This is a genomic window from Amycolatopsis sp. NPDC051061, from assembly GCF_040682935.1.
GTDB lineage: Bacteria > Actinomycetota > Actinomycetes > Mycobacteriales > Pseudonocardiaceae > Amycolatopsis.
On the sequence record NZ_JBFBBZ010000030.1, the window covers coordinates 97,521 to 114,594 of the forward strand.

Genomic DNA, 17,074 nt, shown 5'->3' on the forward strand with positions numbered 1-17,074 from the left:
TGTGACAACCGGGGCTTCGCCCCGGGCCGGGGGCTTCGCCACCCGGACCCCCGAAAAGCGTCAGAGGACAACCGGGGCTTCGCCCCGGGCCGGGGGCTTCGCCACCCGGACCCCCGAAAGCGGCGTCAGAGCTCGACGTTCCGGTAGAGCGAGCCGACCTCGCCCTTGGTCAGCCGGCGGATGGAGCCGACACGCTGGTTGCCGAGCTGGACGTCGCCGACCGCGGTGCGGACCAGCTTCAGCACCGGGTGCCCGGTGTCCTTGAGCAGGCGGCGCACGATGTGCTTCTTGCCCTCGTGGATGACCAGCTCCACCAGCGACTTGCCGGAGTGCATGTCCTTGACCCGGAACTGGTCGACCTTCACGATGCCGTCCGGCAGCTCCCAGCCGTTGCGCAGTTCCTTGCCGAGCCCGCGCGGCACGAGGCCGTCGACCTCGGCGAGGTAGGTCTTGAGCACCTGGTAGGACGGGTGCATCAGCCGGTGCCCGAGGTCGCCGTCGTTGGTGAGCAGCAGCAGGCCCTCGGTGTTCTCGTCGAGCCGGCCGACGTGCACGACGCCGGGCGTCTCCTCGTAGCGGCCGGCGAGGTAGTCGCCGACGCACGGGCGGCCGCGGTCGTCCGACATCGTCGAGTGCACGCCCTTGGGCTTGTTCAGGGCGAGGTAGATCAGGTCGTCGCGCAGGTTCACGCGGGTGCCGTCGACGTGGATGACGGCCTCGTCCGGGTGCACCCGGCGGCCCAGCTCGGTGACGACCGCGCCGTCCACCTCGACCCGGCCGGCCGCGATCAGGTCCTCCGCCGCCCGCCGGGAGGCGACCCCGGCTTGCGACAGCACCTTCTGCAGGCGGATGCCGTCGGGGTGTTCACTGGATGTCATCGATGGTGTCCACTTCGGGTAGCAACGGAGCGATGGCTGGCAAGTCGTTCAGTGACGACAGCCCCAGTCGCTCCAGGAACAGCTCGGTCGTCACGTACAGCGTGCCGGTCGTCTCGGGGTCGGTCCCCATCTCTTCGATGAGGCCGCGCGCGAGCAGCGTCCGGATCACGCCGTCCACGTTCACGCCGCGCACCGCGGCGACCCTGGAACGGGTCACCGGCTGCCGGTACGCGATCACGGCGAGGCTCTCCAGCGCGGCCCGGGTCAGCTTCGACCGCTGGCCGTCCAGCAGGAGCTTCTCCACGAACGGGGCATAGACGTCTCTAGTGTAGAACCGCCACCCTTCACCGACGCGCCGCAGGTCGATCCCGGAGGACCGGTCGGTGAACTTCTGCGCCATCGTCCGCAGCGCGACGACGATCCGGGCCTTGGGCTGGCCGACGGTTTCGGCGAGCAGTTCTTCGCCGGCGGGCGAGTCGACGATGAGGAGGAGGGCCTCGAGGGCAGCTTCGAGGGTCTCGTCGGAAGTGACGTCGGGAAGGGAGTCGGTGTCGCCGGTCGCGACGAGATCGGAGTCGGGGGCTTCAGAGTCGGGAGCTTCAGGGCCGGGCTCGGCCGGCTCCGCGGCTCCGGGCTCCCAAGGCGCGGAGCTTTCACGTGAAAGCTCCGCGTCGGACTCGGGCTCGACGGCTTCGGCCGCGTCGGACTCGGGCTCGGGCTCGACGGCTTCGGCCGCGTCGGACTCGGGCTCGGCGGCAGCCGTCTCCTCGACCAGCGGCTCCACCGGCGAACCGTCCTCGGTCACCGGCTCGCCGGACAGCGCCTCGTCCCACGCCAGCTCCGCCGCGCCCTCCGCCGGCTCGCCCAGGGGCGGGACCGGGGGCACCACCTCGGCCGCCGGCACCTCCGCCCCGGACTCGTCGGCCGGTGTCCTGTCTTCGGGGCTCACCCGTACTCCTCTTCGTCTCCGGCGGACCGGTCCAGCTCGGCCGCCGCGGAGGCGTCGGCCATCGAACCGCCCGTCCAGCGGACGTGCAGCTCCGCCAGCGCCTCCGTCTGCTCGAACTGGACCGTCGCCTCGCGGTAGAGCTCCAGCAGCGCCAGGAAGCGCGCCACGATCTCGACCGTGTGCTCGCAGTCGTCCACCAGCTCGCCGAACGTCGCCTGGCCGCGCTCGGCCAGCATCACCCGCAGCAGCGCCGCGTGCTCGCGCACCGACACGCGGCCCATGTGCAGGTGCGCGAGCGACACCGTCGGCGGCGGCTTCGGCCGGAACACCGCCACCGCGATGTCGGCGAACTTCGCCGGCGTCACGCCCAGCATCACCTCGGGCAGCAGCCCGATGAACCGCTCCTCCAGCGCCACCGACCGCGGGTAGCGCCGCAGCGCGCCCTGCTCCAGCTCGCCGAACAGCGCCGCCACCTGCTTGTACGCGCGGTACTGCAGGATCCGCGCGAACAGCAGGTCACGGGCCTCGAGCAGGGCGAGGTCGTCTTCGCTCTCCACTTCGGCCGACGGCAGCAGCCGCGCGGCCTTCAAATCCAAGAGCGTGGCCGCGATGACCAGGAACTCCGTCGTCTCGTCGAGGTTCCAGTCGGTGCCCAGCGCCCGCGTGTACGCGATGAAGTCGTCGGTGACCCGGTGCAGCGCCACCTCGGTGACGTCGAGCTGGTGCTGCGAGATCAGCTGCAGCAGCAGGTCGAACGGTCCCTCGAAGTTGGCCAGCTTCACCTTGAACTTCGACGTGCTCAGTTCCTCGTTGGCCAGGCCTTCGGGGACCATGCCGCCGTGCACCGTCTGGTGCTCTTCGGGGACCTGGTCCTCCGGAGCCGATGCCGGGACCGGTGCCGGCTCGTCCATCAGCCCTCGGTTTCGCCGCCGTCTGAGCCGACCACCCGCAGCCGCTGCACCAGCACCGACTCCTCGCCGTTCTGGTCGAAGTCCGCCAGCAGCACCGCGACGGCTTCGCGGACCAGCCGGCCGCGGTCGACGACCAGCTCGTGCTTCGCGCGCAGCGTCAGCCGGGCCTGCTCCATGGCGACGAGCTCGTCGCCGGAGACGTACACGGTGATCTTCGCGTCGTGCTTGGTCCGGCCGGACCCGTGCGGGGCCACGCCGCGGGCGAGCTGCTCCGACCGGCCGTTGCCCGAGGGCTTCGGCTCGACGGGCTCGACGGGCGCGGGCGGCGCCTGGGACGGGCGATCGAGCTTGGGACTGGAGGTGAGGCGGAAGAGTTCCGACGCTCCGGGCAGGGAGGCGCGCCTGCTCACCGAGCGATCACCTCGCGGGCCAGCTGGCGGTACGCCGCGGCGCCGGCCGACTTGGGCGCCCAGGTCGTGATCGGCTCACCCACGACCGTCGTCTCGGGGAACCGCACCGTGCGGTTGATGACCGTGTCGAACACGGTCTCGCCGAATGCCTCCACCACGCGAGCCATGACCTCCTTCGAGTGCAGGGTTCTCGGGTCGTACATGGTGGCGAGAATCCCGACTATGTCCAGTTTGGGGTTGAGCCGTTCCTGCACCTTCTCGATCGTGTCGATCAGGAGCGCGACGCCTCGGAGACTGAAGAACTCGCACTCGAGCGGGATGATCACGCCGTCCGCAGCGGTCAGCGCGTTCACCGTGAGCAAGCCGAGCGAGGGCTGGCAGTCGACAAGAACATAGTCGTAGTCGTTGATGACCGGACGAAGGACCCGTAACAACGTGTGCTCGCGTCCTACCTCGGCGACGAGCTGGACCTCCGCCGCGGACAGGTCGATGTTGCTCGGCAGCAGGTCAACGCCGTCGACGCGGGTTTTCAGCAGCACGTCGGTGGCGCTGACCGCGCGCTCCATGATGGCGTTGTAGACCGTCTGGTCCAGTTCGTGCGGCTGGATGCCCAGACCGACGGCGAGCGCACCCTGCGGGTCGAAGTCGACGAGCAGCACCTTGCGCCCGCACTCGGCGAGCGCGGCGCCCAGGTTGATGGTCGACGTCGTCTTGCCGACGCCGCCCTTCTGGTTGCACATCGCCATGATCTTGGCCGGGCCGTGGCGGTCCAGCGGGGGCGGTTCGGGGATCTCGCGGATCGGGCGGCCGGTCGGCCCGATGCCGGTGAGCTTCACCTTCTTGCCGTTGCGCTCTCTCGGATCGTCACCCTCGTGGCGGGTCGGGGTGGCGATGGTGACCTGGCTGAGGTTCGCCGCCGCCGACCCGGCGGACTCGGCCGGGTGGGCCGGCTGGTTCGGTGTCGACATGGCGGGAAAGCTCCTTGTTCGTCGAGTCCGCCGCAGCCTATGCGCGGAGCCGGAGCCCCGGCAAAGCAACGCGCCGGACCCGAGGGGGCAATGTCACTCGACCGTCGGTGCAGGCTACGAAGGCCCTTCGCCGCTTGTAGGGCCGTCTAGCCCAATGCCCGCGGGTGCGCCGTGGCGTACACCTCGCGCAGGGTGTTGACCGTGACCAGCGTGTACACCTGGGTCGTCGTCACCGAAGCGTGGCCGAGCAGCTCTTGCACGACCCGGACGTCCGCGCCGCCTTCGAGCAGGTGCGTGGCGAAGGAGTGGCGGAGGGTGTGCGGCGAAACCACCGCGACGATCCCCGCCCGTCCGGCGGTGTCCTTGAGGACCTGCCACGCGCTCTGCCGCGAAAGCCTGCTGCCGCGGGCGTTGAGGAACAGCGCCGCGGTGCCCCGGCCGTGGGCGGCGAGCGCCGGCCGGGCGCGGACGGTGTAGGCGCTCAGCGCGGCGAGCGCGGGACGCCCGATCGGGACGATCCGCTGCTTGCCGCCCTTGCCGTCGAGCAGGACGGTGCGTTCGACGTCGTCGACGTCGTCGATGTCCAGGCCGACCGCCTCGGAGATCCGGGCGCCGGTGGAGTAGAGCACTTCGAGCAGCGCCCGGTCGCGCAGCGGGCGTTCGCCGTCGGGCGCCGGGGTCTCGAGCAACCGCAGGACGTCGTCGACCGGCAACGCCTTGGGCAGCCGCTTCGCCGGGGTCGGCGGCCGGACCTCGCGGGCCGGGTTGTGCTCGGTGAGTCCCTCGGCGTGAGCGAACTTGTGCAGGCCTCGCACGGCGACCAGTGCCCGCGCGGCCGACGACGCGGCCAGCGGCCGGTGCTCGTCGTCACCTTCCCGGAGAGCGGCACCGAAGGACGTGACGTGCGCGGAGGTGACGTCGGCGATCTTGGCGACGCCCGCGCCGTCCAGGTGCGCGGCGTACCGGCGCAGGTCACGGGCGTAGCTGTCCAGGGTGTTGTGCGCGGTCCCGCGTTCGACGACCAGGTGGTCGAGGTACGCGGCGATCACGTCGGCCGTGCTGTGCGGGCTGGAGGCCACGCCGGACACCTTAGGCCGCAGGGGGTCCGTGACCCGGCAGAAACCCCGTTCTCAGCTCCACGCGGTTACCTTGGATTCCATGGAGTCGGACGAGCTCCGCATCGGCACGGCCGAGCGCGAGGAAGCGGCGAGGCTGCTCGCCGACCACTTCGGCATGGGCCGCATCACGCCGGACGAGTACGAGACCCGCGTGACGGCCGCCTACGCGGCGGCGACGCTGGGTGACCTGCGGCCGCTGTTCGGCGACCTGCCGCAGCCGCACCCGGGTTTCTTCGCGCCGCCGCCGATGTACTCGCAGCCCACGGCGCAGCTGCCGATGTACGGGCAGCCGGTGCCGGACCCGTACGCGCCACCCCTCCCGGTGCCGTACGCGCCACCGACACCGGTCCCCTACTCCTACCGGTCCAAGACCGTGGCCGGGGTGCTGCAGATCGTGCTGCCGTTCGGTGTGGGGCGGTTCTACACCGGCCAGGTCGGGCTGGGCCTGCTGCAGCTGTTCGTCTGCCTGATCACCGCCGGGATCGGCGCGGTCTGGCCGTTCATCGACGGCATCCTCCTGCTGGCCAACGGCGGCCTGGACGCCGAAGGCCGCCCCCTGCGCCCCTGACCGAGCGCCCCAATGTGGCCTTCGGTGCGTTCAACGCACCGAAGGGCCCCTTGGGTGCGTTCAACGCAACCAAGGCCACATTGGGGCGCTCGGGGTCAGGCTTCCTTGCGCTTGGCGAACGCCGTCGGGCGGTCCTCCCACGGGGCGTCGGCCGGGCGGGCCGGGGCCCCGCCGGTGACCACCGCGTGCGCGGCCAGCACGCCCGACACCGTGGCGCCGTTGATCAGCTCGCCCGCCAGGGCCATCCGGACGGCCTCGGCGAGCGGGAACTTGCGGATGACGAGGTCCGCCTCCTCGTCGCCGAGCACGTCCCGGTCCACATCGGACAGTCCGCGGGCCAGGAAGACCCGCACGACCTCGTCGGTGAAGCCCGGCGACGCCGCGACGTCGACCAGGGTCACCCAGTCCGACGCGGCCAGGCCGGCCTCTTCGACCAGTTCGCGACGCGCGGTGCCGACCGGGTCCTCGCCCAGGTGGTCGATCAGGCCCGCCGGCAGCTCCCACAGCCGGTGCCCGATCGGGTGCCGGTACTGGTGGATCAGCGTGACCTGCTGCTCGTCGTCCAGCGCGACGATCGCGACCGCGCCGAGGTGCTCGATCACCTCGCGGACCGCGGTGTCGCCGCCCGGCATCACGACGTCGTCGATCCGCAGGCCGACGACGCGTCCGATGTGGACGTCACGGCTGGAGGCGACGCTGAACTCGTGCTCGCCCGGCGCGGTCATCGGGCGGCCACCGGGGCTTCGGGCAGCTCGACCGGCAGCCGCTCGGCGACCTTGCGGTCCACGACGGCCTTCACGAACGCGCTGAACAGCGGGTGCGGCCGGGTCGGGCGGCTCTTGAGCTCGGGGTGCGCCTGCGTGCCGACGAAGAACGGGTGCTTGTCCGCGGGCAGCTCGACGAACTCGACCAGGCGGTCGTCCGGCGACGTGCCGGAGAACACCAGGCCCGCGTCCGAGAGCTGCTTGCGGTAGGCGTTGTTCACCTCGTAGCGGTGCCGGTGCCGCTCGGACACCTCGGTGGTGCCGTACGCCTTGGCGACCTGCGAACCCGGCTTGAGCTTCGCCGGGTAGGCGCCCAGGCGCATGGTGCCACCCATGTCCCGCTCCCCCGCGACGACGTCGCGCTGGTCGGCCATCGTCGAGATCACCGGGTGCTTGGTGTTCTCGTCGAACTCCGACGACCCGGCGTCGGCGATGCCGGCCAGGTGCCGGGCGCCCTCGATGACCATGCACTGCAGGCCGAGGCACAGCCCGAGCAGCGGCACGCCGCGGGTGCGGGCGTACTCGATCGCGCCGACCTTGCCCTCGATGCCGCGGATGCCGAACCCGCCCGGGATCAGCACACCGTCCACATCGGACAGCACGGACGCCGCGCCGGACGCGGTCTGCGCGTCGTCGGAGGCGACCCAGACGATCTCGACCTTGGCGCGGTGGGCGAACCCGCCCGCCCGCAGGGCCTCGGTGACCGACAGGTAGGCGTCCGGCAGGTCGATGTACTTGCCGACGACGGCGACCCGCACGACCTCGTTCGGGTTGTGCACCCGGTCGAGCAGGTCACCCCACACCGTCCAGTCGACGTCGCGGAACGGCAGCCCGAGGCGGCGCACGACGTAGGCGTCGAGCGCCTCGCGGTGCAGCACCTTCGGGATGTCGTAGATCGACCGCGCGTCGGGGCAGGCGATGACGGCCTCGTTGTCGACGTCGCACATCAGGCCGATCTTGCGCTTGAGGTCCTCGGGGATCTCCCGGTCGGCCCGGCAGACCAGCGCGTCGGGCTGGATGCCGATGTTGCGCAGCGCGGCGACCGAGTGCTGGGTCGGCTTCGTCTTCAGCTCGCCCGACGGCGCCAGGTACGGCACCAGCGAGACGTGCAGGAAGAAGCAGTGGTCGCGGCCGACGTCGTGGCGGACCTGGCGGCACGCCTCCAGGAACGGCAGCGACTCGATGTCGCCGACCGTGCCGCCGACCTCGGTGATGACGACGTCCGGCGTCTGGCCGGCCTCGTCGGGCTCGGCGGCCGCGGTGATCCGGGACTTGATCTCGTCGGTGATGTGCGGAATGACCTGGACGGTGTCGCCGAGGTACTCGCCGCGGCGCTCCTTGGCGATCACCTCGGAGTAGACCTGGCCGGTCGTGACGTTGGCCTTGCCGTCGAGGTCGCGGTCGAGGAAGCGCTCGTAGTGCCCGATGTCGAGGTCGGTCTCGGCGCCGTCGTCGGTGACGAACACCTCACCGTGCTGGAACGGGTTCATCGTCCCGGGGTCGACGTTGAGGTACGGATCGAGCTTCTGCATCGTGACGCGAAGCCCGCGCGCGGTAAGGAGTTGTCCCAGGCTGGAAGCCGTGAGTCCTTTACCCAGAGAGGAGGCGACGCCTCCGGTGACAAAAACGTACTTGGTAGCCCGTGACTGAAGTCCCACGGGCCGCCAGCATATCCGAAGACCGCGGATCCGCGCGCCGGGACATGCCGGAACTCTCTTTTGTGCCCTTGACCACCCTTCGGGGTGAGTCAGGCGGCCTTCGCGAGCCGCAGCCGCGGCCGTCCGGTCAGCGCGCGGCTGCCCGGCAGGCGGCGCAGCACCTCGACGATCACGATCGTCAGCGCGATCGTGGCGAAGTAGATGATCACGCTCAGCCAGGGCGCGCCGAAGCGCTCGGCCACGTGCGGGATCAGCGGGCCGAGGAACGCCAGCGCGAGCGGGTGGACCAGGAAGATGCTGAACGATCGGTTCGCCGCCCACGAGACCAGCCGGGCCCCGTGGCCGCCGTCGGCGCGGCGGCCCGACCACCAGGTGGTGAACGCGTAGATCGCGGCGATGACGGTCACGCACCACGGGATCAGGTACGGCTGGAACGGGTCGCTGGCCACCTGCGGGAACGTTCCACTGTGGACGGTCCTCAGGTAGACCCACTCGGTGCCGGCCAGCACCGCCACGAGGGCGCCGCCGAGCAGCAGCCGGTGCCGGCCGGCCCAGGCGTGCACGGCCTCGAAGTGCATGGCCACCACGGCGCCGAACAGCGTGTAGAACTGGTACGGCAGCAGCGTGGCGTACAGGTGGGTGATCGTCTCGTAGCTGACGCCGAACGGCTGGTAGGTCATGAACAGCGTCACGCCGACCTGCAGCACCCCGCTGCCGAGCAGCAGCCACTTGTGCTTGCCCTCGGTCGCCCGCAGCAGCTTCATGATCCACGGGAACAGCAGGTAGACCTGCATCGTCACGAGCAGGAAGTACAGGTGGTACCAGGCGCCGCCGGTGACGAGGTCCTTGACCAGCAGGCGCATCGACGCCTCGAGCGAGTCCGGCTGCTGCGTGCCGCTGACCAGCGAAAACGCCCAGAAGAACATCGACCACGCCAGGTAGGGCGTCGCGACCGGCGGCAGCCGCTTGCGCCAGAAGCCGGACGGCGTGATCTCGCGGCCGCGGTTCTGGAACACCAGCACGAACCCGGTGAGCGCGAAGAACGCCTCCCGCGTGAAGTGCAGCGGCGTCTCGACGGCGTTGGCGCCGACGTCCTGCGCGAAGTTCGTCGCGCCGACCACGTGGATGAGGATCACGCAGGCGAACGTGATCAACCGGAACAGGTCGATCTGGTGCAGGTACGGCGCTTTCCCACCCGGTCTCGCGATCCGGGAGGGAGCTTCGAGAGTGGCCTGGGCAGTCGTCATCGTGCCGCCGTTCCGGCACCGTCGTCGGCGTGGTTCACGTTGTCAGACTTGCCACCCATTCTGTGAATTTCCCATGAAGGCACTGGGAAGCGCCTGTTGGCGGCGGCCCGCCGGGCTGTTGGATATGCCACTCCCGCTCACGGAGCGGGGACCCGTCGATCATGTTAATACGTAAGCTCTCCGGTACCGAGCGTGACCTTCGTCATCCCGCCGTGATCAGCGGAAAACATCCCGCTCGACCTCGTGCCGGACCGCCGCGAGCGCGTCGCGGAGCTCGGCGTGTCCCACCGAACCCAGCGCCAGCCGGAGTGCCTGCGGCACGGCCGGCGTCGTCGCGAACGGCTCGGCCGTGGCGACCGCGACGCGCCGCCGGGCGAGCGCCGCCACGATGCGGTCCGGCCGGGAGTCGCGGGCGAGCGGCAGCCACCGGAAGTACGACGACGGGTGCGCGATCCCCGGAAGCCCGGCCAGCACCTGCGACGCGAGCGCCTGGCGCCTTCGCGCGTCTTCGCGCTTCCGGACCTCCAAGCGTTCGACGGTACCGTCGTCGAGCCACCGGCGCGCGATGGCCGCGGTCAGGGCGGGCGTGTTCCACGTCGTGGACCGGATCGCGCCTTCGAGCGCCGGCACGAGCTCGGGCGGCGCCGCGACGAACCCGACGCGCAACCCGGTCGCGACGCTCTTCGACAACCCCGAGACGTAGACGGTGGCTTCGGGCGCGAGCATCGCCAGCGGCGGCGGTGCGTCCTCGGCGAGGTAGGCGTACGACGCGTCTTCAATGATCGTCACGCCGTGCTGCCGGGCGATCTCGACGAGCCGCGCGCGCTGCCCGGCGGAGAGCACCCAGCCCAGCGGGTTGTGCAGGGTCGGCATCGCGTACACCGCCCGGACCCGGCGACGGCGGCAGCGGCTCGAAGACCCGCGAAGTCGTCGAAGACCCGGCGATCATGGGCACGCTGGCCCGGCTCGACCCCGCTCGGCAGCTGCTCGCCGCGCAGTGCTCCGGCACGCTCGTGCTCGCGAAGCTCGGGTTGCTCGCCGACGTGCCCGCCTGCACCGACCTGACGACGAAGCCATGGGTCCTCACGGCCGGCGTCGAGGTGCTGAACCGGCCGTTCTTCGCCCGCGGCCCGCTCGCCACCGCGGGCGGCTGCCTGGCCTCGACGTACCTCGCCACCTGGGTCCTCGCCCGCCTGCACGGTCTCGAAGCCGCCGAGCACGCCATGCACTACGTCGCTCCGGTCGGCGAGAAGGACGAGTACGTCGAGCGGGCGCTGCGGAACGTGACGCCCTACCTCGAACCGGCGACGATTTCCGCCTGATCGGTGCCGAAGAGGGACTTCAAGGTCACCTCGCGGTTGACCCGCACGTGCTCGACGGCTTCAGCGTGCGCACGGTCCGCGTCCCCCGACGCGATCGCCTCGTAGAGCCGGCGGTGCTCGTCGAGCAGCTCGGACCAGTGCTCGTTCTGGCTCGTGAGCCAGCGGAGCCTGCCCTGCAAAGGCTGCAGCATGGTCGTGAGCAGGGTGTTGCCCGCGATGGCCACGATCTCGTCGTGGAAGCGCGAGTTGAGCACGGTGATCCGGGTCGCGTCGCCGCGGGCGGTCGCGCGGGCGGCGTCGGCGAGCACCCGTTCGAGCCGCTTCAGCTCCGCCGCGCCCGCGCGTTCGGCAGCGCGTCCCGCGGCGAGTCCTTCCAGGGCTTCACGGACGTCGAACAGCTCCTCGACGTCGACCCGCGCGAGCTGCCGGACGACGATCCGGCGCGCCGACTGCTCGACGAGGAAGCCTTCGGCCTCGAGGCTGCGGATGGCCTCGCGCACCGGCACCCTGGACACGCCGAGGTCTTCGGCGAGCTCGCGCTCGACCAGCCGGTCGCCCGGGCGCAGGCGGCCGGTGAGGATCCGTTCGCGCAGCTCGTCGCGCACCCGCTGCCGGGTGGCCGCGAGGGGCTGCCGTTCGCTCGCCGACGTCACGGGTCCCCTCTCGAAAAGTGAACGTAACCTTCTGTAACGCGAGTTTATCGGCCGGAGGGTTGACGGGCGCGGACATCGGGGTGATATTTGGGATGCCAAATTTTGGTATCCCAAATCGCCGTCGCTGCACTGTGTTGCCCGGGGCTCCGCCCCGGCCGGGGGCTCCGCCACCCGGAACCCCCGAAAGATTGTGTCGATCGGAGGCCCGCATGACCGCCGCCCCGCTCACCGAATCCCAGCAAGAGACGAGCCCGCCGCCGGATCCCCGGCTCTGGAACGAAGACCTCGCCCCCGCGAAGGAGCGCCGGTGGAAGGTCTACGACATCTTCGCGCTGTGGATGTCCGACGTGCACAACCTCGGCAACTACACCTTCGCGGCCGGGCTGTTCGTGCTCGGCCTCTCGGCCTGGCAGGTGTTCACCGCCCTGCTGTTCGGCTTCGTCATCATCTACCTCGGCATGAACCTGATGGGCCGGATCGGGCAGCGCACCGGCGTGCCGTTCCCGGTCGTGGCGCGGCTGAGCTTCGGCACGTTCGGCGCCAACCTGCCCGCGCTGATCCGGGCGGTCATCGCGATCTTCTGGTACGGCATCCAGACCTACCTCGCGAGCGTCGCCATCACGCTGCTCGTGCTCACCATCGACCCGGGCCTGAAACCGTTGACCGAACACGGTTTCCTCGGCCTGCACGCGCTCGGCTGGATCTGCTTCGTCGCGCTGTGGGCGGTCCAGGCGCTGATCCTCACCCGCGGCATGGAGTCGGTCCGCAAGTTCCAGGACTGGTGCGGCCCGGCCATCTGGGTCGTGATGATCGCCCTCGCCGTGTGGATCCTCGCCGCCGGCCACTGGCACATCTCGCTGACCAGCAGCCCGAAGCAGCTGTCCACCGGCGAGCAGATCCGCCAGTGGTTCGGCGCGGCCGGGCTGATCCTGGCCACCTACGGCACGCTGATGCTGAACTTCTGCGACTTCTCGCGCTTCGCGCCGGACCAGAAGACGGTGAAGCGCGGCAACTTCTGGGGCCTGCCGATCAACTCGACGGCGTTCGCGCTGCTGTCGGTGATCGTCACCGCGGGCAGCATGCAGGTGTTCGGCGAGGCGATCACGGACCCGGCGGAGCTGCTGGCGAAGGTGCACAACACGCCGGTGCTGATCGTCGGCGCGCTGACGTTCGCCGTCGCCACCATGGGCGTCAACATCGTCGCGAACTTCGTCTCCCCCGCCTACGACCTGGCCAACATCTGGCCGAAGCGGATCACGTTCACCATCGGCGGGATGATCAGCGCGGTCGCCGCCCTGTGCGTGCTGCCGTGGAAGCTGTACTCGTCGCCGACGGTGGTCAACTACTTCCTCGGCGGGCTCGGCGCGTTCCTCGGGCCGCTGTTCGGCATCATGATCGTCGACTACTACCTGATCCGGCGCGGCAAGGTCGACGTCGCGCAGCTGTTCGTCGACGGCGGAATCCATCCCCGGGTGAACCCGCGCGCGCTGGTGACGTTCTTCCCGACCGCCACGCTGGCCGCGGTGATCGCGCTGGTGCCGTTCTTCGCCCCGGCCGCGCCGTACTCGTGGTTCATCGGCACGGCGTCGTCGGCGCTGCTGTACTTCGCGGTCTCCAGGAAGCAGCGATGAAGATCGTCGTCACCAACTGCAACACCACCGAGGCGATGACGAAGGAGATCGAAGCCGGGGCCCGCGCGGCCGCGAGTCCCGGCACCGAAATCCTGGCGCGGACACCTCGCTGGGGACCGGAATCGGCGGAAGGCTGGCTGGACAGCTTCCTGTCCGCCGCCGCGGTGCTGGACCTGTTGCGGGGCCTGGAAGAACCGTTCGACGCGGTCGTGCTCGCCGGGTTCGGCGATCACGGCCGGGAGGGCGCGCGCGAGCTGCTGGACGTCCCGGTCGTCGACATCACCGAAGCGGCCGCGCACCTGGCGTGCCTGCTCGGCCGCCGCTACGGCGTGGTGACCACTTTGGACCGGACGTGCGGGCTGATCGAGGACAGCCTGCACGCGGCCGGCGTCGCGCAGAACTGCGTCACGGTCACCGGCGCCGGGCTCGGCGTGCTGGAGCTGACCGACGAGCGCCGGACGGAGTCGGCACTGCTGACCGCCGGCCGTCGTGCGCGAGACGCCGGCGCGGAGGTCCTGGTGCTCGGTTGCGCCGGGATGACCGGGCTGGACCGGCGGATCGCGACGATGCTGGACATCCCGGTGATCGACGGCGTCGCGGCCGCCGTCCGGCTCGCGGAGTCGCTGGTGGCCTTGGGACTGAAGACGAGCCGCGCGGGCTCGTACGCCCGGCCGTTGGACAAACGCCGGACCTGGCCCGATTGACATCAGCCTCGCCGCCGGGCAAGAATCGCGCTCGCCACGCCGTACCGCCGCCCGGTGACGAGTGGGGATCCTGGCGTCCCCGAAAGGGCGGTCGAAGTGCGAAGGCTACGCGTTCTGGGCGCGCTGGCGTTGTCCGCGAGCATGATCCTGGTCCCGGTCAGCGGGACGGCGGTGGCCGCGTCGCCACCGCACACCGTCGTCACCGACGGGGCGAAGCTGGCGGGGATCAAGCAGGCGCTGCGCGGCGGCCACGCGTCCAAGGCCCAGCGGGACGCGCTGAAAGCCGTGCTGGCCAAGGCGAACACGGCGCTGACCACCGGGCCGTGGTCGGTCATGGACAAGCCGACCGCGCCGCCGAGCGGCGACAAGCACGACTACCTGAGCCAGGCGCCCTACTGGTGGGCGGGTGAAAAGACGCCGGAGAACCCGCAGGGCTGCCCGTACGTCAACCGGGACGGCCAGCGCAACCCGGAGGCCGACGCGATCACCGACCACACCTACCGGATGGTCGCCTGGGACGCGATGTACTACCTCTCGCTGGCCTGGTACTACACCGGCGACGCGAAGTACGCGAAACGCGCGGCGCTGGACATCCGGACGTGGTTCCTCGACCCGGCCACCAAGATGAACCCGAACATGAACTACTCGCAGATCATCCCGTGCAAGACCACGATCAGCGGCACCGGGATCATCGACTCGACGCAGTCGTTCAGTCAGGTGCTCGACGTCTTCGCGCTCCTCGACAGCGGCGCGCCGGGCTGGACGGGCAAGGACCGCACGGGCATCAAGGCGTGGCTCACGCAGTACCTGGACTGGATGCAGACCAGCCCGCAGGCGAAGCTGGAACTGGCCGCCACCAACAACCACGGCACCTTCCTCGACATGCAGAACGCGACGATCGCGTCCTACCTGGGCAAGCGGGACACCGCGCGCAAGATCGTGCTCGACGCGGAGAAGAACCGGTTCCCGGTGCAGTTCGCCGCCGACGGCAGCCAGCCGCTCGAACTGTCGCGCACGATGTCCTGGCACTACGTCAACTTCAACCTCACCGCCTGGGGCCGGATGGCGGAGGTCGGGAAGAACCTCGGCATCGACGTCTGGAAGTACCGGGCACCGAACGGCGTGACCCTGCGGAAGGTCGTCGACCAGCTGATCCCGGGCGCGCTGCAGGGCGCCGCGGGCTGGCCGCACCAGCAGATCGGGGTGTTCGACCAGTCGATCGCGGCGGACATCTTCCACGCGGCGGCCGAGGAGGCGCACGACTCCGACGCGGCGGCCGCGCTCAAGAAGATGCCGCTGCCGGCCGGCGGTGACACGTGGCCGGTGCGCGTGTCGTGCTTCCCGCTCGACCCACCACTGAAGTAGGGAAATCCGGACACCACGTCGCATAGGGCACGACCCGGCAGATTGGTCTAGTCCAAAGTATTGACACTCGGTGTCCCCGCGCGCACATTCATGACCGGGGCCGGACCCGCTCGTGAAGCAGCCATCGCGTACGCCCTCTCCCGCGCCGTCGCGGCCGGGAGAGGGCCGTCCGCCTGCGCGAGGAGACGCCCATGCAGCGAAGATTCGCCCTGGTCGCCGCCGCGGCCGCCGCCGTCGTGATCGGCGCGCTGACCGTCGCCGGCCCGGCGGCCCCGAACGCGGCCGCCGCGACCTCCGGCGGGGTCCGGATCGCCTACTTCGACCAGTGGTCCATCTACCAGAACGCCTACTACCTGAAGAACGTCGACGCCATCGCCGGCAACCTCGACTACCTGCTCTACGACTTCGAGAACATCGACCCGAGCAACCTCACCTGCTTCGAAAACACGAAGGCGACCACCCCGGACCCGGGCGGCGAAACCGACCCGAACGCCGGCGACGGCGGCGGAGACCAGTTCGCCGACTATCAGAAGTCCTTTGGCAGTGACATCAGCGTGGACGGCACCGCCGACACCTGGAACCAGCCGATCGTGGGCAACTTCCACCAGTTGCAGGAGCTCAAGGCCCGGCACCCGAACCTCAAGGTGCTGCTGTCGATCGGCGGCTGGACGTACTCGAAGTACTTCTCCGACGCCGCCGCGAGCGACGCGTCCCGCAAGAAGTTCGTCAGCTCGTGCCTCGACATGTTCATCAAGGGCAACATCCCCGCGTCCGGCGGCTACGGCGGCCCGGGCACCGCGGCGGGGATCTTCGACGGCATCGACATCGACTGGGAGTACCCGGGTTCGCCCACCGGGCACGTCGGCAACCACTACAGCGCCGCCGACACCGCGAACTACACCGCGCTGATGGCGGAGTTCCGCACCGAGCTGGACGCGTTGGGCGGCAAGCACTACGCGCTCTCGGCCGCGCTGCCCGGCGGACAGGACAAGATCGCGAAGATCCAGACCGACCGGATCGGGCAGTACCTCGACTTCGGCAACGCGATGACCTACGACATGCACGGCGCGTGGGACGCGACGGGGCCGACGAACTTCCAGGACCCGCTGTACTCCTCGCCGAACGACCCGTCGGGCACGATCCCGCCGGGCACCGAGAAGTACACGACCGACTCGGTGGTCAAGGACTACCTGCACGGCAACAGCGCGTACGGCATCGCGGGCGGTTTCCCGGCGGCCAAGCTGACGCTGGGCATCCCGTTCTACTACCGCGGCTGGACCGGCGTCCCGGCCGGCTCGAACCACGGGCTGTACCAGTCGGCTTCGGGGCCGTCGCCCGGGCACGCCTTGAGCGGCAACGTCCCCGGCGTCGCGATGTACAAGGAACTGTCCGGCATCGTCGACAACCCGGCGGACACGTACTGGGACCCGGTCACGCAGTCGGCGTGGTTCTACGACGGGACGAACTTCTACGGCGGCTCGTCGGCGCAGTCGGTGAAGGCGCGCACGGACTACATCCACTGCACGGGCCTCGGCGGCGCGATGATGTTCTCGCTCTACGACTTGGACCCGGGTGCGACGTTGTTCCACGCGGTGGTCAACGGCTTGGCGGCCTCGACACCGAACTGCTCGGCCCCGCCGACCACGACCCCACCGACGACCACCACTCCGACGACACCGACCACGCCCACGACCCCACCGACCACGACACCCACCACGCCGCCTTCGGTCCCCGCGTGGGCACCGAACACGGCGTACGCGACGGGCGCGAAGGTGACCTACAACGGCGTCACGTACACGTGCCGCCAGGGCCACACCTCACTGGTGGGCTGGGAGCCGCCGAACGTCCCGGCCTTGTGGCTGGCTAGCTGAAAGAGGTCGTGAGTGAGAAACACACACGTTGTAACGCACCACCACCGTTGCCGGTGG

At 70.2% G+C, this 17,074-nt stretch carries 17 protein-coding genes; 6 read left to right on the forward strand and 11 right to left on the reverse strand.

Annotated elements, in window-relative coordinates; all coding sequences use genetic code 11:
• Positions 1-125: 125 nt before the first annotated feature.
• The 6 genes from AB0N03_RS33930 to xerD form a co-directional block, all read right to left on the reverse strand.
• Positions 126-878: a pseudouridine synthase gene (locus tag AB0N03_RS33930; protein WP_364380339.1), complete on the reverse strand. Its 753-nt coding sequence runs from the start codon at positions 876-878 to the stop codon at positions 126-128.
• Positions 865-1,782: an SMC-Scp complex subunit ScpB gene (gene scpB, locus AB0N03_RS33935; protein WP_364380416.1), complete on the reverse strand. Its 918-nt coding sequence runs from the start codon at positions 1,780-1,782 to the stop codon at positions 865-867. The genes AB0N03_RS33930 and scpB overlap by 14 nt, the downstream gene beginning before the upstream one ends.
• Before the next feature lie 41 nt (positions 1,783-1,823).
• Positions 1,824-2,738, reverse strand: coding sequence for a segregation/condensation protein A (locus tag AB0N03_RS33940; RefSeq protein WP_364380342.1), 915 nt, complete (start codon positions 2,736-2,738; stop codon positions 1,824-1,826).
• Positions 2,738-3,148, reverse strand: coding sequence for a cobyrinic acid a,c-diamide synthase (locus AB0N03_RS33945; protein WP_364380345.1), 411 nt, complete (start codon positions 3,146-3,148; stop codon positions 2,738-2,740). Before AB0N03_RS33945 ends, AB0N03_RS33940 begins: the two co-directional genes overlap by 1 nt.
• Complete coding sequence (locus AB0N03_RS33950; protein ID WP_364380348.1) at positions 3,145-4,116, reverse strand: ParA family protein; 972 nt, start codon at positions 4,114-4,116, stop codon at positions 3,145-3,147. Before AB0N03_RS33950 ends, AB0N03_RS33945 begins: the two co-directional genes overlap by 4 nt.
• Before the next feature lie 146 nt (positions 4,117-4,262).
• Entirely contained in the window at positions 4,263-5,165 is a 903-nt protein-coding gene (gene xerD, locus AB0N03_RS33955) for a site-specific tyrosine recombinase XerD (protein ID WP_364380419.1), read from the reverse strand.
• Positions 5,166-5,274: 109 nt separating this feature from the next.
• Between xerD and AB0N03_RS33960 the strand changes: the two genes are divergently transcribed.
• Positions 5,275-5,802, forward strand: coding sequence for a DUF1707 domain-containing protein (locus AB0N03_RS33960; RefSeq protein WP_364380351.1), 528 nt, complete (start codon positions 5,275-5,277; stop codon positions 5,800-5,802).
• Positions 5,803-5,897: 95 nt separating this feature from the next.
• On the opposite strand, the gene AB0N03_RS33965 is transcribed toward AB0N03_RS33960, so the two are convergent.
• The 4 genes from AB0N03_RS33965 to AB0N03_RS33980 form a co-directional block, all read right to left on the reverse strand.
• Positions 5,898-6,527 (reverse strand): NUDIX hydrolase, encoded by a 630-nt coding sequence (locus AB0N03_RS33965; protein ID WP_364380354.1) that lies wholly within the window; start codon positions 6,525-6,527, stop codon positions 5,898-5,900.
• Positions 6,524-8,224, reverse strand: a complete 1,701-nt coding sequence (locus tag AB0N03_RS33970; RefSeq protein ID WP_364380357.1) for a CTP synthase — start codon at positions 8,222-8,224, stop codon at positions 6,524-6,526. Before AB0N03_RS33970 ends, AB0N03_RS33965 begins: the two co-directional genes overlap by 4 nt.
• An 89-nt stretch (positions 8,225-8,313) precedes the next feature.
• Complete coding sequence (locus AB0N03_RS33975) at positions 8,314-9,471, reverse strand: acyltransferase (protein ID WP_364380360.1); 1,158 nt, start codon at positions 9,469-9,471, stop codon at positions 8,314-8,316.
• Between the two features lie 216 nt (positions 9,472-9,687).
• Positions 9,688-10,344: an aminotransferase class I/II-fold pyridoxal phosphate-dependent enzyme gene (locus AB0N03_RS33980; protein ID WP_364380363.1), complete on the reverse strand. Its 657-nt coding sequence runs from the start codon at positions 10,342-10,344 to the stop codon at positions 9,688-9,690.
• A 74-nt stretch (positions 10,345-10,418) separates the two neighbouring features.
• Between AB0N03_RS33980 and AB0N03_RS33985 the strand changes: the two genes are divergently transcribed.
• Positions 10,419-10,793, forward strand: coding sequence for a hypothetical protein (locus AB0N03_RS33985; protein WP_364380366.1), 375 nt, complete (start codon positions 10,419-10,421; stop codon positions 10,791-10,793).
• Here the strand turns inward: AB0N03_RS33985 and AB0N03_RS33990 are convergent.
• Positions 10,763-11,446 (reverse strand): GntR family transcriptional regulator, encoded by a 684-nt coding sequence (locus tag AB0N03_RS33990; RefSeq protein WP_364380369.1) that lies wholly within the window; start codon positions 11,444-11,446, stop codon positions 10,763-10,765. The genes AB0N03_RS33985 and AB0N03_RS33990 overlap by 31 nt on opposite strands.
• 209 nt (positions 11,447-11,655) lie before the next feature.
• Here AB0N03_RS33990 and AB0N03_RS33995 point away from each other — a divergent pair, with 209 nt between their 5' ends.
• From AB0N03_RS33995 to AB0N03_RS34010, 4 genes are all read left to right on the forward strand, one after another.
• Positions 11,656-13,077 (forward strand): NCS1 family nucleobase:cation symporter-1, encoded by a 1,422-nt coding sequence (locus AB0N03_RS33995; protein ID WP_364380372.1) that lies wholly within the window; start codon positions 11,656-11,658, stop codon positions 13,075-13,077.
• On the forward strand, positions 13,074-13,781 hold the full coding sequence (locus AB0N03_RS34000; RefSeq protein ID WP_364380375.1) for an aspartate/glutamate racemase family protein: 708 nt from the start codon (positions 13,074-13,076) through the stop codon (positions 13,779-13,781). The genes AB0N03_RS33995 and AB0N03_RS34000 overlap by 4 nt, the downstream gene beginning before the upstream one ends.
• A 96-nt stretch (positions 13,782-13,877) precedes the next feature.
• Positions 13,878-15,146 (forward strand): alginate lyase family protein, encoded by a 1,269-nt coding sequence (locus AB0N03_RS34005; protein ID WP_364380378.1) that lies wholly within the window; start codon positions 13,878-13,880, stop codon positions 15,144-15,146.
• Positions 15,147-15,337: 191 nt separating this feature from the next.
• On the forward strand, positions 15,338-17,017 hold the full coding sequence (locus tag AB0N03_RS34010) for a glycosyl hydrolase family 18 protein (RefSeq protein WP_364380381.1): 1,680 nt from the start codon (positions 15,338-15,340) through the stop codon (positions 17,015-17,017).
• Positions 17,018-17,074 lie beyond the last annotated feature (57 nt).

Coding starts and splice junctions, on each gene's coding strand:
- AB0N03_RS33985 (WP_364380366.1), top strand. CDS start 10,419: ATGGGCACGCTGGCCCGGCTCGACCCCGCTCGGCAGCTGCTCGCCGCG.
- AB0N03_RS33965 (WP_364380354.1), bottom strand. CDS start 6,527: ATGACCGCGCCGGGCGAGCACGAGTTCAGCGTCGCCTCCAGCCGTGAC.
- AB0N03_RS33975 (WP_364380360.1), bottom strand. CDS start 9,471: ATGACGACTGCCCAGGCCACTCTCGAAGCTCCCTCCCGGATCGCGAGA.
- AB0N03_RS33930 (WP_364380339.1), bottom strand. CDS start 878: ATGACATCCAGTGAACACCCCGACGGCATCCGCCTGCAGAAGGTGCTG.
- AB0N03_RS33960 (WP_364380351.1), top strand. CDS start 5,275: ATGGAGTCGGACGAGCTCCGCATCGGCACGGCCGAGCGCGAGGAAGCG.
- AB0N03_RS33940 (WP_364380342.1), bottom strand. CDS start 2,738: ATGGACGAGCCGGCACCGGTCCCGGCATCGGCTCCGGAGGACCAGGTC.
- AB0N03_RS33980 (WP_364380363.1), bottom strand. CDS start 10,344: ATGCCGACCCTGCACAACCCGCTGGGCTGGGTGCTCTCCGCCGGGCAG.
- AB0N03_RS34000 (WP_364380375.1), top strand. CDS start 13,074: ATGAAGATCGTCGTCACCAACTGCAACACCACCGAGGCGATGACGAAG.
- AB0N03_RS34010 (WP_364380381.1), top strand. CDS start 15,338: ATGCAGCGAAGATTCGCCCTGGTCGCCGCCGCGGCCGCCGCCGTCGTG.
- AB0N03_RS33995 (WP_364380372.1), top strand. CDS start 11,656: ATGACCGCCGCCCCGCTCACCGAATCCCAGCAAGAGACGAGCCCGCCG.
- AB0N03_RS33950 (WP_364380348.1), bottom strand. CDS start 4,116: ATGTCGACACCGAACCAGCCGGCCCACCCGGCCGAGTCCGCCGGGTCG.